The organism is Rhizobium sp. LjRoot258 (genome assembly GCF_964254185.1).
In the GTDB taxonomy this organism is placed as follows: Bacteria; Pseudomonadota; Alphaproteobacteria; order Rhizobiales; family Rhizobiaceae; genus Rhizobium.
The window spans coordinates 3,468,709-3,484,853 of record NZ_CAXUST020000001.1 but is presented as its reverse complement, the minus strand read 5'-3'; the positions used below and the strand labels follow the sequence as shown (position 1 = coordinate 3,484,853).

General features: G+C 61.6%; 17 protein-coding genes. 10 read left to right on the top strand and 7 right to left on the bottom strand.

The window, feature by feature from the left end:
* Positions 1-71 precede the first annotated feature (71 nt).
* Complete coding sequence (locus tag ACSQ9D_RS17120; RefSeq protein ID WP_436283182.1) at positions 72-1,196, top strand: D-alanyl-D-alanine carboxypeptidase family protein; 1,125 nt, start codon at positions 72-74, stop codon at positions 1,194-1,196.
* Positions 1,197-1,208: 12 nt separating this feature from the next.
* The gene (locus ACSQ9D_RS17115) at positions 1,209-2,369 is read left to right on the top strand and encodes a CobW family GTP-binding protein (protein WP_436283181.1); all 1,161 of its coding nucleotides are present in this window, start codon (positions 1,209-1,211) and stop codon (positions 2,367-2,369) included.
* Position 2,370: 1 nt separating this feature from the next.
* Here the strand turns inward: ACSQ9D_RS17115 and ACSQ9D_RS17110 are convergent, their stop codons facing one another.
* The 5 genes from ACSQ9D_RS17110 to ACSQ9D_RS17090 all read right to left on the bottom strand — a co-directional run bounded on the left by ACSQ9D_RS17110 (position 2,371) and on the right by ACSQ9D_RS17090 (position 6,162).
* Positions 2,371-2,595: a sulfurtransferase TusA family protein gene (locus tag ACSQ9D_RS17110; RefSeq protein WP_436283180.1), complete on the bottom strand. Its 225-nt coding sequence runs from the start codon at positions 2,593-2,595 to the stop codon at positions 2,371-2,373.
* Positions 2,596-2,599: 4 nt separating this feature from the next.
* A complete protein-coding gene (locus ACSQ9D_RS17105) occupies positions 2,600-3,823 on the bottom strand; it encodes a L,D-transpeptidase family protein (protein WP_436283179.1) in 1,224 nt (407 codons plus the stop codon).
* 186 nt (positions 3,824-4,009) lie between these two features.
* Positions 4,010-4,963, bottom strand: a complete 954-nt coding sequence (locus tag ACSQ9D_RS17100; protein ID WP_024316165.1) for an acetyl-CoA carboxylase carboxyltransferase subunit alpha — start codon at positions 4,961-4,963, stop codon at positions 4,010-4,012.
* Between the two features lie 64 nt (positions 4,964-5,027).
* Positions 5,028-5,981 carry a site-specific tyrosine recombinase XerD gene (gene xerD, locus ACSQ9D_RS17095; protein ID WP_436283178.1) on the bottom strand — a complete coding sequence of 318 codons (954 nt, stop codon included), beginning with the start codon at positions 5,979-5,981 and terminating at the stop codon, positions 5,028-5,030.
* Between the two features lie 4 nt (positions 5,982-5,985).
* Positions 5,986-6,162 (bottom strand): hypothetical protein, encoded by a 177-nt coding sequence (locus ACSQ9D_RS17090; RefSeq protein WP_037122335.1) that lies wholly within the window; start codon positions 6,160-6,162, stop codon positions 5,986-5,988.
* 146 nt (positions 6,163-6,308) lie between these two features.
* Here ACSQ9D_RS17090 and ACSQ9D_RS17085 point away from each other — a divergent pair, with 146 nt between their 5' ends.
* From ACSQ9D_RS17085 to ACSQ9D_RS17070, 4 genes are all read left to right on the top strand, one after another.
* Complete coding sequence (locus ACSQ9D_RS17085) at positions 6,309-6,896, top strand: shikimate kinase (protein WP_436283177.1); 588 nt, start codon at positions 6,309-6,311, stop codon at positions 6,894-6,896.
* Positions 6,896-8,026 carry a 3-dehydroquinate synthase gene (gene aroB / locus ACSQ9D_RS17080; RefSeq protein WP_436283176.1) on the top strand — a complete coding sequence of 377 codons (1,131 nt, stop codon included), beginning with the start codon at positions 6,896-6,898 and terminating at the stop codon, positions 8,024-8,026. The genes ACSQ9D_RS17085 and aroB overlap by 1 nt, the downstream gene beginning before the upstream one ends.
* Positions 8,023-9,333 carry an HlyC/CorC family transporter gene (locus ACSQ9D_RS17075; RefSeq protein WP_436283175.1) on the top strand — a complete coding sequence of 437 codons (1,311 nt, stop codon included), beginning with the start codon at positions 8,023-8,025 and terminating at the stop codon, positions 9,331-9,333. Before aroB ends, ACSQ9D_RS17075 begins: the two co-directional genes overlap by 4 nt.
* Before the next feature lie 68 nt (positions 9,334-9,401).
* Positions 9,402-9,881, top strand: coding sequence for a DUF2938 domain-containing protein (locus ACSQ9D_RS17070; protein WP_436283174.1), 480 nt, complete (start codon positions 9,402-9,404; stop codon positions 9,879-9,881).
* A 69-nt stretch (positions 9,882-9,950) separates the two neighbouring features.
* Here ACSQ9D_RS17070 and ACSQ9D_RS17065 read toward each other — a convergent pair whose 3' ends face one another.
* Positions 9,951-10,232 (bottom strand): BolA family protein, encoded by a 282-nt coding sequence (locus ACSQ9D_RS17065; protein ID WP_037081939.1) that lies wholly within the window; start codon positions 10,230-10,232, stop codon positions 9,951-9,953.
* 100 nt (positions 10,233-10,332) lie between these two features.
* Between ACSQ9D_RS17065 and ACSQ9D_RS17060 the strand changes: the two genes are divergently transcribed.
* The 4 genes from ACSQ9D_RS17060 to ACSQ9D_RS17045 all read left to right on the top strand — a co-directional run bounded on the left by ACSQ9D_RS17060 (position 10,333) and on the right by ACSQ9D_RS17045 (position 15,217).
* Positions 10,333-10,944, top strand: coding sequence for a J domain-containing protein (locus tag ACSQ9D_RS17060; protein ID WP_037122327.1), 612 nt, complete (start codon positions 10,333-10,335; stop codon positions 10,942-10,944).
* 313 nt (positions 10,945-11,257) lie between these two features.
* Positions 11,258-12,250: a cobaltochelatase subunit CobS gene (gene cobS, locus ACSQ9D_RS17055; protein WP_024316174.1), complete on the top strand. Its 993-nt coding sequence runs from the start codon at positions 11,258-11,260 to the stop codon at positions 12,248-12,250.
* A gap of 12 nt (positions 12,251-12,262) precedes the next feature.
* On the top strand, positions 12,263-14,164 hold the full coding sequence (gene cobT, locus ACSQ9D_RS17050) for a cobaltochelatase subunit CobT (RefSeq protein ID WP_436283173.1): 1,902 nt from the start codon (positions 12,263-12,265) through the stop codon (positions 14,162-14,164).
* A 21-nt stretch (positions 14,165-14,185) separates the two neighbouring features.
* Positions 14,186-15,217: an esterase-like activity of phytase family protein gene (locus ACSQ9D_RS17045; RefSeq protein WP_436283172.1), complete on the top strand. Its 1,032-nt coding sequence runs from the start codon at positions 14,186-14,188 to the stop codon at positions 15,215-15,217.
* A 10-nt stretch (positions 15,218-15,227) separates the two neighbouring features.
* On the opposite strand, the gene ACSQ9D_RS17040 is transcribed toward ACSQ9D_RS17045, so the two are convergent.
* Positions 15,228-16,115, bottom strand: a complete 888-nt coding sequence (locus ACSQ9D_RS17040; protein ID WP_436283171.1) for an SDR family oxidoreductase — start codon at positions 16,113-16,115, stop codon at positions 15,228-15,230.
* Positions 16,116-16,145 lie beyond the last annotated feature (30 nt).

Here is a 16,145-nt window from a genome sequence, read left to right as displayed (position 1 = left end):
TGCCATGTCATGGCCATATACGTTAAATAGGGGAAACTTTCGAGACTTCCGGACATCTTTAAGGACGAACCGTGTCGACGCGCCAGAACCGTTTGTTTGCCGCTTTGCGGCCGCTCTCAATCGCAGCTTCCGCAGCCGCTATCGCTCTTTCGGCCTCCGCCCAAGCCTATGCGAACCCGCATATTCTAGTCGATGTCCAGAGCGGCCGCGTGCTGGAGCACGACGAGGCGTTCCGTAAATGGTATCCCGCCTCGCTGACCAAGCTGATGACCGTCTATACAGTGTTCGATGCGGTTCGCGCCGGTCAGATCAGCATCGACACGCCTGTTGTGATGAGCAAGCGGGCGGCCGCCCAGCCGCCGGCGAAGATGTATTTCAAGCCGGGACAGAAACTGACGCTCGACAGTGCACTGAAGATCCTCATGGTCAAGTCGGCGAATGACATCGCGGTTGCCGTTGCTGAGGCCGTCGGCGGCACGCAGGAAGCCTTCGTGCTGAAGATGAACGCTGAGGCAGCGAAGCTCGGCATGACGGATTCGCATTTCGTCAATCCCAACGGCCTGCCCGGCAAAGGCCAGTACACGACGGCGCGCGATCTTGCGGTTCTCTCCGTCGCGCTGCGCCGCGAGTTCCCGCAATATGCCGGATATTTCTCGCTTGAGGGCATCACGACGGGCACCAAGAATGTGCCGAGCATCAACGCCCTGATCGGCCGTTTCGCAGGCGCGGACGGCATGAAGACCGGCTTCATCTGCGCCTCGGGCTTCAACCAGATCGCCTCGGCAACCCGCAGCGGCCGCACGCTGATCTCCGTTGTACTCGGCACCGACAGCCTTGCGGCCCGTGCGGATGCCTCCGCTGACTTGCTGCAGAAGGGCTTCACCTCGCAGTTTGCCGCGTCCGACACGCTCAGTTCGCTGCGACCCTATGGGCCGGGCCAGGATCAGGTGACCGACATCACCGCCGATATCTGCAGCGCCAAGGGCGCCAAGGTCCGCAGTGAAACGCGCGACGAGGTCGGCCGTATGAAGGTCCTGTCGCCTTATATCCAGGAAATGGACCACGAGCCGAATTTCGTCTTCGCGGGACTTATTCCGGGTCAGAACGAACCGCAGCCGGACAAATTGGCCACTGCGGATAGCGCCGGGACGATCGCCAACGTGCCGGTGCCGCTGCCGCGTCCGACCTCTTTCTAAGGCCAGTTTGAGATGAGCGCTGCTTCCGATCGGATACCGGTCACCATCCTGACCGGCTTTCTGGGTGCCGGCAAATCGACCCTGCTGAACCGCATCCTCAAGGATCCGGCGATGAAGGACGCTGCTGTCATCATCAATGAGTTCGGTGACGTCGGCATCGATCACCTGCTGGTGGAAAGCTCAGGTGACGCGATCATCGAGCTTTCGGATGGCTGCCTTTGCTGCACGGTGCGCGGCGAGCTGGTCGATACGCTGGCAAACCTGATGGATGCGGTGCAGACCGGTCGTGTCAAGCCGGTCAACCGGGTCGTCATCGAGACGACGGGGCTTGCCGATCCGGCGCCGGTCATGCAGGCGATCATGGGCAACCCCGTCATCGCCACCAATTTCGATCTCGACGGCATCGTGACGGTGGTCGATGCGGTCAACGGTTCGCAGACACTCGACAATCACGAGGAAGCGGTCAAGCAGGCGGCAGTTGCCGATCGGCTGCTCATCTCCAAGCGGACGATGGTGTCGCTGGAGGTGTTGCGGGCGCTGGAAGCGCGCCTTGATGCACTCAACCCGCGTGCGGCGCTGATGGATGCCGACAGCGCCGAAGCCGGAAAGGTGAGTGTGTTGGTCAATGGTCTCTATGATCCGGCAACCAAGATCGCCGACGTCGGTCGCTGGCTGCGCGACGAGGATGCGCATGATGCGCGCCACCATGAACACCATCACCATGGCGCTGACGGACATCATCACCATCATCATCACGGACACGATCATCAGGACCCGCATGACGTGAACCGCCACGATTCCTCGATCCGGTCCTTCTCGATCGTCGAGGACAAGCCGATCGACCCGATGGCGCTTGATATGTTCATCGATCTCTTGCGTTCGGCGCACGGCGAAAAGCTGTTGCGGATGAAGGCGATCGTCGCGGTATCCGACCGGCCAGATCGACCGCTGGTGCTTCACGGCGTGCAGAGCATCTTCCACCCGCCGTCACGTCTGCCGGCCTGGCCTGACCCTGAGGACCGACGCACGCGCATGGTGCTGATCACCAGGGATTTGCCCGAAGCATTCGTCAAGGATCTGTTCGATGCGTTTCTCGGCAAGCCGCGTGTCGATACGCCGGATCGGACGGCGCTGAACGACAATCCGCTTGCCGTGCCGGGCATGCGGTTCTGATCTATCCCTTGCGGATGAGGAAGCGGTGGCCGGCCTCGGTCTTTTCGGTCTCGACCAGCTCGTGGCCGTCTTCGTTGCAGAAGTGAGGGATGTCTATTCCGGCGAGCGGATCGGTCGTTTCGACCCGGATCAATGCACCCTTCGGCAGGAAGGACATCTTGCGGCGTGTCTTCAGCACCGGAAGCGGGCACTTGAGGCCGCGCAGGTCATAGAGAACGGCGCTCACGCCATCAATCCTTGCCCCAGAACTTCCAGAACGGTTTCTTTGAGGCGACCTCCACCGGCACCGACTGCTCCACCGGCGCGAATGCCAGGGGGCTTGGCGTGGGGACGGGAACCTGGGCCGGAACGGCAGCGGCGACTGCGATCGCCTTTGCTTCGGGCGTCGCCGGCGCAGCACCGGGCGCTGCATTGGCGGCCACCGTGGACGCCGTCTTGCTGGCCGCCATTTCTTCGAGTTCTGCGACCTTGACCATCTTGCCCGCTTCGAGCGAGGTGCCGGTCGGTGCATAGGCGAGCTCGCGACCCTTTCGCAGCTTGGCGACCACAGCCTTGCGTTCGGCCTCGCTTGGATCGTACCAGGCCATGCCGTCATACTTCTTCATGGCCTTGGCAAAGTCGGCGTCGTAGGTTTTGCCGTAGGAGGCAAGGGCGGCCGTCAGCGCCGGCGGCGTCGACATTGCCGGGCACGTTCCGGCCGGATTGAAGGTGGCGTTGTCGGTTGCCTGCTGGTTGAAGACGTACTTCTTCTCGCAGAAATTCACCTCAGGAGGACGCTTCGTGACCTCGAAGTTGTCGTAGCCGACTTTCAGCATGTTCCAGAACTCGATGTTCGGGTTCAGGCGATGGCGCACCATGTTCTCAGCTGTCATGCGGAAGGGGAAGGCCTGAAGCTGCACCGTCGACTGGCCGCCGGCGAAGGCATCACGGGCGAAGGCATAGATCTCAAGCACCTGCTGGTCGGTCATCGAATAGCAGCCTGACGACGAGCAGGCGCCATGGATCATCAGATTGGTGCCGCTGCGGCCGTTGACCGCGTCATAGTGGTTCGGAAAGCCGGTGTTGATGGCGAGATAATACTTCGAATTCGGATTCAGGTTGGCGCGGCTCAGGTTGTAGAAGCCTTCAGGCGCCTGCCGGTCACCCTCTTTCACCTTTGGACCGAGGCGGCCCGACCAGGCACAGATCTTATAGTCAGCGATCTTGTCGAAGCGATTATCGGTCTTCGCCTTCCAGATCTCCAACGCACCTTCTTCCTTGAAGATGCGGATCATGATCGGCGAATTGCGCTGCATGCCCTTGGCGGAGATCTCGGACAGGATACGCGGCGGCAGCGGCTGCTCGACCTTGTTCTTGACCCTCGAGAGGTCCACCTGGGCGGTTTCCAATGCATCGTTGCAGCCGGCCAAGGCCAGCGTCATCAGGGAAACATAAGCAAAATGACGAATGCGCATTCAAAATAGCCCATCAACAGTATGCAACCCGGCCTCAACGAGCGCGGAGCGAATCATAGGCTGACTATGGTTCACAAACTCTTACCAGCCTATGAGGCGCGCGCGTCCCCGCAAGTAGGAAAGTTATTGATAACATTATTGTGGCCAAGGTTTGGCCTCATTCACGGCGCAGCGGCGTGTTGTGTACTACAAATTGCGGCCCATGTTGAGAAATTTCTGCCTTCGATCGTTGCGAAGCTGCTCTCCCGTGCGGTTGGAAAGTTCGCCGAGAGCATTGGCAATGACGTCGCCGGTCGCGGCAATCACGCTGTCCGGATCGCGGTGCGCGCCGCCGAGCGGCTCGCTGATGATACCGTCGATGATGCCGAGCGACTTCAGATCGTCTGACGTGATCTTCATGTTGGTGGCGGCTTCCCTGGCGCGGGCGGAATCGCGCCAGAGGATCGAGGCCGCACCTTCCGGCGAAATCACGCTGTAGATTGCGTGCTCCAGCATGTAGACGCGGTTACCGGTGGCGATTGCAATCGCGCCGCCCGAACCACCTTCGCCAATGACGACGGAGACGATCGGCACCTTCACCGAGAGGCACATTTCCGTCGACCGGGCGATGGCTTCGGCCTGGCCGCGCTCTTCGGCGCCGACGCCCGGATAGGCGCCTGCCGTATCGACGAGCGTAATGACGGGGAGACCGAAGCGGTCAGCCATCTCGAGAATGCGGATCGCTTTGCGGTAGCCTTCCGGACGTGCGCTGCCGAAATTGTGTTTCAGGCGGCTCTTCGTGTCGTTGCCCTTTTCCTGACCGAGAACGGCGACAGGCTGGCCGCGGAAGCGGGCAAGCCCTGCCTGGATCGCGGCGTCTTCGGAAAACTTGCGGTCGCCGGCGAGCGGCGTGAATTCCTGAAACAGCGTCTTGGCATAATCGACGAAATGCGGTCGCTGCGGATGGCGCGCAACCTGCGTCTTCTGCCAGGCGTTGAGCTTCGAATAGATGTCGACCATCGCTTCGCGAACGCGAACTTCAAGCCTGCCGATTTCATCGGATGTGTCGATGCTCTCGTCTTCCGAGGCGAGCTTCTTCAGTTCGATGATCTTGCCTTCGAGGTCGGAGATCGGCTTTTCGAAGTCGAGATAGTTGTGCATGAGGTGCGTTTCCGTTCCTTTTGCCGGGGCGGCCTTTTTATGAGCGCGCCCTTTGTTGCCGGTCCTATTCCTGCTTTTTGGCCTGTTTGGCAAGGGGGTGGTGCGTTTGGACCAGTTGTTGAAGCCGTTCCTCCAACACATGCGTATAGATTTGCGTGGTTGAAATGTCTGAGTGCCCTAGCAGCTCCTGAACGACGCGAAGATCCGCGCCATTGGCGAGGAGATGGCTTGCAAATGCATGCCGCATGACGTGCGGCGAGATCATAGATGGGGTGAGGCCCGCGCGGCTCGCAAGATTTTTCAGATCACGCGCGAAAACCTGCCGCGGCAGGTAGCCTTGCTTGGATGCAGCCGGAAACAGCCAGGCGCTTTCCTGCTGGACATTGGCGGCGGCGTTCTCGGCGGCGAGCATGCGACCGTAAAGCTTCAGCGCCGCGATTGCCGATTGCGATAGCGGCACAAGCCGCTCCTTGTTGCCCTTGCCGCGGATCATCAGGAAGCGTCCGTCCTGATCGAGCACACGGGCGGGAAGCGAAACAAGCTCGCTGACGCGCATCCCCGTGGCGTAGAGCAGTTCGAGAAGAGCCAGCATCCGAAGTCGCTGCAGCTGGCCGGGCGCAGGATCCTGAGCTTCGGTTTCCGCCTGCTCCAGCAGCCTGCCGACCTCGTCGACGCCCATCGTCTTCGGTAGTGCCCTGCCTTTCTTCGGCGCATCGAGAACGCCGGTCGGATCGTCGGTGCGCAGGCCCTCGGCATAAAGGAATTTGTAGAATTGGCGCATCGCAGCCAGCCGCCGCGCCTGGGAGGAAGGCTTGAACCCTTGGGCAGCGAGTGAGGAGAGGTAGGCCGAAAGATCTGCCGACGCCGCGTCCATCAGGCGGACGCCCTTGCCGTTCAGGAAGGCGTGCAGATCGTCGAGGTCGCGCTCATAGGAGGAGAGCGTATTTGCAGCCGCACCCCGCTCCGCGCTCATCATTTCCAGAAAGGCTTCGACGTGAACCCAGCCGAGATCCTTCATCGTCTCACTTCTTGGACGGGTTGATGGCGCCGGTCGACGGAGGGTTGATCCGCTCGGACGGAATACGGATCGTCACGTCGCGCTCCTGCGGCTCCACGAAAACAACAAGTGCCCACATCGTTCCGTATATCGCACCGGCGATGACCGCCAATACGGCGAGAAAACGGAACAAACTCGGCATTCAGCAACTCCATGGCTCTGCTTCTTTATGAAGAAGCATGTTTGCAAGTGCAAGAAGGCGCATTTGAACCACGTTTCCCTTGCCCGCGACTTGACGCTACACCTGCATTTGTCGATACCGTTCGCAAACAAAGTGTGAATGGACCAATGAGCGACCCAGTTCTGACCGTTGCCGAAAGCTTGAAAGACAGGGCTCGTGCTGCGCTCGGTTCTCGCAATCTGATCCTGGTCGGATTGATGGGCGCAGGCAAATCCTCCGTCGGTCGGATCGTCGCCCATCAGCTCGGCATTCCTTTCGTCGACAGCGACGCCGAGATCGAGAAGGTCTCCCGCATGTCCATTGGCGAACTCTTCGCGGCCTACGGCGAGGAAGAGTTCCGTGCGCTTGAAACCCGCGTGATGAAGCGCCTGCTGAAGAACGGTCCGCGCGTTGTCTCCACCGGGGGCGGCGCTTTCATCAACGACCGGACGCGCAAGCATATCAAGAAGGGCGGCGTCTCCATCTGGTTGAAGGCGGACCTCGACGTTCTCTGGGAGCGGGTCAGCAAGCGCGATACGCGGCCGTTACTCAAGACCGAGAACCCCAAGCAGACCCTCGAAAACCTGATGAACGCGCGTTATCCGATCTACGAGCTCGCCGACCTCACCGTCCTCTCGCGCGATGTGCGCAAGGAACTGATGGCGGATGAGGTTCTCCAAGCCGTGATCGACGCCCGAACCGAAAGCGCAGCCTGATGAATGCGATTGCCTCCGCCTCCGAACGCAAGGTTCACGTGCCGCTCGGCGAGCGCGCCTACGATATCCTGATCGGACCAGGCCTGATCGCCCGCGCCGGTGCAGAGATCGCATCGCGCCTGAAGGGCCGGAAAGCGGCCGTCATCACCGATGAGCACGTGGCGCCGCTTTATCTTGAGGCGCTGATCCAAAGCCTCGAGGCGGCAGGCATCGCCTGCGCAACCCTCGTGCTGCCGGCCGGCGAGAAGACCAAGAGCTTCGAGCACCTGATGACCGTTTGCGACAAGGTCCTCGAAGCGCGGATTGAGCGTAACGATTATGTCATCGCGCTCGGTGGCGGCGTGATCGGCGATCTCTCCGGCTTTGCGGCTGGGATCGTGCGGCGCGGTGTGCGTTTCGTGCAGGTGCCGACCTCGCTGTTGTCGCAGGTCGATTCCTCGGTTGGCGGCAAAACGGGCATCAACAGCCGGCACGGCAAGAATCTTGTCGGCGTCTTCCACCAGCCCGACCTCGTGCTCGCCGACACCGACGTCCTGAATTCGCTGAGCGCGCGGGAGTTCCGCGCCGGCTATGCCGAGGTGGCGAAATACGGCCTGATCGACAAGCCGGATTTCTTCGCCTGGCTGGAAGCCAACTGGCGGGCGGTTTTTGCCGGCGGTGCCGCCCGCATCGAGGCAATCGCCACAAGCTGCCAGGCAAAGTCCGATGTCGTCGTGGCCGACGAACGCGAAACCGGGCAACGCGCGCTGCTCAATCTCGGCCACACCTTCGGCCACGCGCTGGAGGCGGCCACCGCCTATGACAGTTCGCGTCTCGTACACGGCGAAGGCGTGTCGATCGGCATGGTTCTGGCGCACGCGTTTTCGGCGCGCATGAACCTGGCGAGCCCGGACGACGCACGCCGTGTCGAAAGCCACCTGAAGGCTGTCGGTCTGCCGACGCGCATGGCCGAAATCCCAGGAACGCTGCCACCTGCTGAAGTGCTGATGGACGCGATCGCCCAGGACAAGAAGGTGAAGGGCGGCAAACTGACCTTCATCCTGACGCGCGGCATCGGGCAGTCCTTTGTCGCCAATGATGTTCCCGCCTCGGAAGTGCTGAGCTTCCTCAAGGAGAAACACCCGCAATGACCCTCGAAGGCACGCTGGCATTTCTTTCCGCATACTGGCCGGAAATTGTCTCCATCGTGGCCCTCGTGCTCATGTCCGCGTTTTTTTCCGGCTCGGAGACGGCGCTGACGGCAGTCTCTCGCAGCCGCATCCACACGCTCGAAGCCAATGGCGAGCAACGCGCGGGGCTGGTGCGGCGGCTCATCGAACGCCGCGACCGGCTGATCGGCGCGCTGCTTATCGGCAACAATCTCGCCAACATCCTTTCCTCGTCGCTGGCGACCAGCCTGTTTCTCGGGCTGTTCGGCAATTCCGGCGTGGCGCTTGCCACTCTCGCAATGACCGTCATCCTGGTCATCTTCGCCGAGGTGCTGCCGAAAAGCTGGGCGATTTCGACGCCGGATCGGTTCGCACTCAATGTCGCCTATTCGGTTAAGCTGTTCGTCGCGGTCGTCGGCCCGCTCTCATCCTTTGTCAATGCGATCGTGCGCTGGCTTCTGTCGCTCTTTGGTATCAACCTCTCGCGGGAGACTTCGATGCTTTCCGCCCACGAGGAACTGCGTGGCACCGTCGATCTGCTGCACCGCGAGGGATCTTTCGTCAAGGCAGACCGCGACCGCCTGGGTGGCGTCCTCGATCTCGGCGAACTCGAACTTTCCGACATCATGGTCCACCGCACCGCGATGCGGGCGATCAATGCCGACGATCCGCCGGAGGTGGTCGTACGGACGATCCTGGAAAGCCCCTTTACCCGAATGCCGCTCTGGCGCGGCTCGACGGACAATATCATCGGCGTCGTTCACTCCAAGGATCTACTGCGCGCGCTTGCCGAGCGCGATGCCGAGCCGGAACATCTCGATATCGTCAAGATCGCGCAGAAGCCGTGGTTCGTGCCTGACAGCACCAGTCTCGAAGCGCAGCTGAATGCCTTCCTGCGCCGCAAGCAGCATTTCGCCGTCGTCGTCGACGAGTACGGCGAAGTGCAGGGCATCGTGACGCTGGAGGACATCCTCGAGGAGATTGTCGGGGATATTGCCGATGAGCACGACATCGACATACAGGGCGTGCGCCAGGAGGCGGACGGTTCGATCGTGGTCGATGGCAACGTCCCGATCCGCGATCTCAACCGTGCCCTCGACTGGCATCTGCCGGATGAGGAGGCGACGACGATCGCCGGCCTCGTGATCCACGAATCGATGACCATCCCAGAGGAGCGGCAGGCCTTCACCTTCCATGAAAAGCGCTTCATCGTCATGAAGCGTGAAAAGAACCGCATCACGAAACTTCGAATCCGGCCGGCGGAGGAAAACGAGGCAAGTCCGGTTTGAGGCTGATGTCCCTTTATTGCTCGCGCCGGAGAGGGGTCCGTCGCCAGCATCACCATTATGGATTTGATATGTTTGATATTTTCTGGCGTTCTGTCGCCATCGGCATCGGCGCGACCGTCCTTATGGACATCTGGGCAATTGTTCTTGCGAAAGCCACGGGCGGTCCGCTGCCGAACTGGGCGCCGGTCGGGCGCTGGTTCTGGCACCTGAAGAATGGCAAGGTCTTCCACGACGATATCGGCACCGCTGCACCTTGCGAACATGAACTCGCGCTCGGCTGGATCGGCCATTATGCGGTCGGCATTGCCTACGGCATTCTGCTCGTGCTGCTCGTCGGGCCGGGTTGGCTGGCGGAGCCGACTTTCCTGCCGGCCTGGACCTGGGCGATCGTCACCGTTGGTGCCGGCTGGTTCCTGCTGCAGCCCGGTCTTGGCATCGGCTGGGCGGCATCGAAGACGCCGAACCCGAACAAGGTGCGCCTCCTCAATCTGCTGGCGCACACCATCTTCGGCTTCGGGCTTTATGCGACGGCACTTCTGATCCGCTGAAAAGGTACCGTGACGTATCCGGTGGCATTGGAAAAGCGGCCAGAACACCCATATACGGCCTTGTGCCCGCTACCAGCGCACAGGTTCGCCGGGGGCTGCTGGTTCGACAGCGAGCGCATGCAATCCGGCATCCAGCTCTGGCTTCAAAAGCTCCGTGATCGCACGGTGTCGCGCCAGTCGTGGCATGCCGGCAAACTTGGCGGATACGATGCGCACCCGCATGTGGGTCTCGCCGGTCCCCGTTATGTCAGGCTGATGGCCCGCATGAAGATGGCTTTCATTGATCACGCTCAGGCGCTCTGGCGCGAACGCGGCGGTCAACTTTTCTTCAATGCGGGTCTGCAGGGTCATGGTCTCGTTGCTTTGCGAAAAAGGTTCCCACCAAGCCAGCAACATTCCGGTTTGTCAATTCTTGTTGTCGCCTCTTCGCAGGCCCATAATTAGTGCCGCCATGAGACTCGATTCCAAATACTTCGACCGCATCCGCACCCGCCGCAAACGCGAGCAGGAAACCGAACAGGCTCCCCCTTCCTGTCAGTGGGATGGCTGCGACAAGAAAGGCGTGCATCGCGCTCCCGTCGGACGCAATGCCGAGGGACAGTTCTTTCTGTTCTGCTTCGAGCACGTGAAGGAATACAACAAGGGCTACAACTACTTCTCCGGCCTCTCCGACGGCGAGATCGCGCGCTACCAGAAGGAAGCGATAACCGGGCATCGTCCGACCTGGACGGTCGGCGTCAACAAGGCCGCCAAGAACAGCCCGCTGCATTCCGATCTGCGCTCGGGTTCCTACCGCGTGCGCGATCCCTTCGGCTTCGTCAACAGCACCAAGGGAAGTGGTCCCCGTTTTCCCGAACAGCGCAAGCTGAAAAGCCTGGAAGCCAAGGCTTTCGACACCATGGGCCTTGATGCCAGTGCAACCTCGTCGGAGATCAAGAGCCGATACAAGGAACTGGTCAAGAAGCACCACCCCGACGCCAATGGTGGCGACCGCGGCTCGGAAGAACGGTTCCGCGCCGTCATTCAGGCCTATCAATTATTGAAGCAGAACGGTTTTTGTTAATTCCCGTCCTTGCTCTTGGTCTTCAATCAGGTATGGTCCCAAATCGGCTGAGGCCGCAGGCAACCGCGGCATAACTTTCTGCGTTTGTCCCACAGGCGCCTTGGCCACTTCCGGGCGCGGCGTTTCTTGTCCGGGACTTTGTTCAAGAATGCTCGCTAGCGGTAGATTATCGCCCCCGAGGTTTCGTTTCAGTCCCGGAGAAGCATCGCCGACGTTCCGACATGAGCGAGCGCGGACCTAATCTGCGGCGTCATGGTTGCGATATGGGCTGAGACAGTATGGTCGGGTGTCGGTCACCCGCCTTGGAGACATGATGAGCAAGATTGACCTTGATATTTCGGAGCTTCCGGACACCACCGTTTCGGTCAGGGAGGTCTTTGGTATCGATTCCGACATTCGCGTGCCGGCCTATAGCCAGGGCAGCGCCTATGTTCCGGACCTCGACACCGATTATCTCTTCGACCGCGAGACCACGCTCGCCATTCTTGCCGGTTTCGCCCATAACCGACGCGTGATGATCTCCGGCTATCACGGCACGGGCAAGTCCTCGCACATCGAACAGGTCGCCGCCCGCCTCAACTGGCCGTGCGTGCGTATCAACCTCGACAGCCATGTCAGCCGTATCGACCTCGTCGGCAAGGACGCGATCGTTCTGAAGGACGGTTTGCAGGTCACGGAATTCAAGGACGGCATCCTGCCCTGGGCTTACCAGCACAACGTCGCGCTCGTCTTCGACGAATACGATGCCGGCCGCCCCGACGTGATGTTCGTCATCCAGCGCGTTCTGGAATCGTCCGGCCGCCTGACGCTGCTCGACCAGAGCCGTGTCATCCGTCCGCACCCGGCGTTCCGTCTTTTTGCCACCGCAAACACGATCGGCCTCGGCGACACCACCGGCCTCTATCACGGCACACAGCAGATCAACCAGGCGCAGATGGACCGCTGGTCGATTGTCACGACGCTGAACTACCTGCCGCACGACCATGAGGTGAACATCGTCGCTGCCAAGGTGAAGACGTTCCAGAAGGACAAGGAAGGCCGCGACACGGTCTCCAAGATGGTTCGCGTTGCAGATCTGACGCGCGCCTCCTTCATGAATGGCGACCTGTCCACCGTCATGAGCCCGCGTACGGTCATCACCTGGGCAGAAAACGCCGAGATCTTCGGGGATATCGCCTTTGCCTTCCGCGTCACCTTCCTCAACAAGTGCGACGAACTGGAGCGCCCGCTGGTTGCCGAGCACTATCAGCGCGCCTTCGGCGTCGAGCTGAAGGAAAGTGCCGCCAATATCGTTCTGGAGGCCTAAGGGCGACCGATCATGGCTGCTCGCGGTGACAATTCGAAAGCAAAGCCCGGCTCGCCAGTCGACGTCGAGCCCCTGCGCCGGGCGATAACCGGCAGCGTTCGCGCGATCGCCGGCGACGGCGACGTCGAGGTGACCTTCGCCAACGAACGCCCTGGAATGACTGCCGAGCGGATTCGTCTGCCGGAGCTTTCCAAGCGTCCGACGATGCATGAACTCGCAGTCACGCGCGGCCTCGGCGACTCGATGGCGCTGAGGCTCGCCTGCCACGACGATAGGGTGCACGCGACGATGGCGCCGCAAGGCTCCGACGCGCGGGCGATCTTCGACGCCGTCGAGCAGGCGCGTGTGGAATCGATCGGCGCGCTGCGCATGGAAGGCGTTGCTGCAAACCTTCGGTCGATGACCGATGAGAAATACGCCAAGGCGAATTTCTCCGGCATCGAGCGGCAGGAGGATGCGCCGATCGGCGAGGCGATGGCCATGATGGTGCGCGAGAAGCTGACCGGTGAGAAGCCGCCAGCCTCTGCCGGCAAGGTCCTCGACCTTTGGCGCGCGTTCATCGAGGAGAAGGCAGGTGCCGAACTCGAAAACCTCTCCGGCGTCATCAACGATCAGCCGGCCTTCTCGAAGGCGATCCGCAACGTGCTTTCAGCCATGGAGATGGCGGAAGAGTATGGCGACGATGACAGCGAGCCCGATTCCGACGACGATTCGGAGCAGGAAGACCAGCCGAACGGCGACGAGCAGGACCAGGACGAGGTCGATGACGACGCGGGTTCCGACGCCGCGCCCGTAGAGGACAGCGAAGTCGCCGACGAGCAGATGGAGGACGGCGAGACCGAAGGCGCTGAAATCTCCGACGACGACATGCAGGAAGAAGGCGAGGAAGATTCCGAGACGCCGGGCGAAACCCGCCGTCCGAACACCCCCTTCGACGATTTCAACGAGAAGGTCGATTACCACGTCTTCACCGAGGAATTTGACGAGACAATTACTGCCGAAGAGCTCTGCGACGCCGCGGAGCTGGAGCGCCTGCGCGCCTTCCTCGACAAGCAGCTTGCACATCTGCAGGGTGCGGTTGGCCGTCTCGCGAACCGCCTGCAGCGCCGCCTGATGGCGCAGCAGAACCGCTCCTGGGATTTCGATCTCGAGGAAGGATACCTCGACCCTGCGCGTCTGACGCGCATGATCATTGACCCGATGCAGGCGCTGTCCTTCAAGATGGAGCGGGACACGCAGTTCCGCGATACCGTCGTGACGCTTTTGATCGATAACTCAGGCTCGATGCGCGGCCGCCCGATCACGGTTGCGGCCACCTGCGCCGATATCCTGGCACGCACGTTGGAGCGCTGCGGCGTCAAGGTCGAGATCCTGGGCTTCACCACAAAGGCCTGGAAGGGTGGGCAGGCGCGTGAGAAGTGGCTTGGTAGCGGCAAGCCGCAGACGCCGGGCCGTCTCAACGATCTGCGCCATATCATCTACAAGTCGGCCGATGCTCCTTGGCGCCGCGCGCGTGCCAATCTCGGCCTGATGATGCGCGAAGGCCTGCTCAAGGAGAACATCGACGGCGAAGCGTTGATCTGGGCGCACAACCGCCTGCTTGCCCGCCGCGAGCAGCGACGCATCCTGATGATGATCTCCGATGGCGCGCCGGTCGACGATTCGACGCTTTCGGTCAATCCGGGCAACTATCTGGAGCGACACCTGCGCGCCGTCATCGATCGCATCGAGACGCGTTCGCCCGTCGAGCTTCTGGCAATCGGTATCGGTCATGACGTAACGCGCTATTACAGGCGCGCGGTGACGATCGTCGATGCGGACGAGCTGGCCGGCGCCATGACCGAGCAGCTTGCGTCACTCTTCGAAGACAAGACCGTCCAGCCGCGGGGCGGTCGCCTCCGCCGCGCCGGCTAATCGCGAAGGGACGCTTTCTGGATGTTCCGAAAGCCTTTCGCCAGCCTGATATCGATCGTCCTTGCGCTGGCGGCCGCCATGCCGCCAGCCCTTGCCGATGGCGATGTCGAGGTCAGGAGCCGCGTCATCACTGACTTCAAGATCGGCTCCGACCAGACCCGGTTCGGCCCCCTCGAATTCCTCGGTGGGCTCGAGATGGTCTCTCCCCAGCGGCTGTTCGGTTCGCTGTCGTCGATCCGTTTTCGATCAGACAAGACGGATTTCGTGGGTGTGCTCGATACCGGCCACTGGATGACCGGACGCCTCGAGCGCGATCCGCAGGGGCGCCTGTCCGGCCTTGCCGATGTCGCGATCACCCCGATGAAGAATCGCGCCGGGCGGAGCTTTGAAGGCAAGGGGCATATGGATGCCGAGGGTATTACGCTGCATGGCGACCAGATCCTCGTCTCCTTCGAACAGGACCACCGCGTCGACGTCTATCCCGACCCCGGCTTCGAGACATCGCCTGCGATCGACACCATTCCCATTCCGTTCCCGAAACGATCGCTGCGCGGCAACCGCGGCTTTGAGACCATCGCCATTGCGCCCGTTGACAGTGCCCTCAAGGGCGGGACGTTGATCGTGGCCGAACGCAGCTTGGACATCGACGGCAATGCCTATGCCGCGATTCTGGACGGGCCGTTGAAGGGACGTCTGTCGCTCGCCCATTACGGCGATTTCGACGCGACGGACGGAGCCTTCCTGCCGAATGGCGACCTGCTGCTGCTGGAGCGCCGCTTCAACGTCGCAGAAGGCATCGGAATGCGCATCCGCCGCATCAAGGCTGCCGACATCCGCCCCGGCGCTGTCATGGACGGCGGTATATTGTTGCAGGCCGACTTCAGCTATCAGATCGACAATATGGAAGGCCTGGATGTCTTCGCGGCCGAGGATGGGACCACGCATGTGGTGATCGTCTCTGATGACAACCACTCCATCTTGCAACGCAATCTGATGCTGGAGTTCCGGCTGGTGGAGTCGCGAGCCGGCGACACGGCTCGCCTGCAGAAATGACCGCTCGGCGTCAGCCGCCAAAGTAGACTGGCCGGTCGATATCCTTGATCAGCCCCGGACCGGTTGCCTGCCAACCCAGTTCTTCGCGCGCTCGCTTGCTCGAGGCGAGATTGTCCATCGCCGCAAAATGCGCAAACCAGCCGAAGTGTACAGCCGCCTCCTCGGGAGACTTGGAAACGACCGGCACGTTCAGCCGGTGGCCGATGACCAAGGCGATCTCCCGGAAGCGAACGCCCTCTTCAGCGACGCCATGATAGCGGGCGCCTGCCTTGCCCTTCTCGAGCGCCAGCCTGTAGAGCCTGGCTGCATCGAACCTGTGCACGGCGGCCCAGAGATTGCCTCCCTCGCCGGCATAGACCGATACGCCCTTCTCGCGAGCGAAGCCGATCAGCAGCGGGACGAAGCCGTGATCGCCGTCGCCATGAACCGACGGAGGCAGGCGGATCGTGATGGCGCGCACACCCCGCGATGCGGCGGCAGCGGCGGCCTCTTCGGAGGCGATGCGGGGAGAGGCGGCGGTCGGCGCATCCTCCTCGGTCGTCAACCGGCCTTTCGGGAGCAGCCCGGTTCCTGAGGTGATGACCAGCGGGCGGTCGCTTGCCGCCAGCGTGGAAGCCAGCGTCTCGATTGCCCGCCGGTCGATCTCGCAGTTCTCCTTGAACCTGGAGAAGTCGTGGATGAAGCCGGTATGGATCACGCCGTCGGCGGCACCGGCACCACTGCGCAGGCTCTCCAGATCCTCAAGATGGCCGCGATGCACCGCAGCGCCTGCCGCTGCAAGCGATACCGCAGCGGCATCAGAGCGGGCAAGGCCGAGGACCTCGTGGCCCGCGCCGATGAGCTCCTGAACGACGGCAGAGCCGACAAATCCCGTGGCGCCTGTTACGAAGACACGCATCGATTTCTCCGAGCTATCTCTGAATTTCGG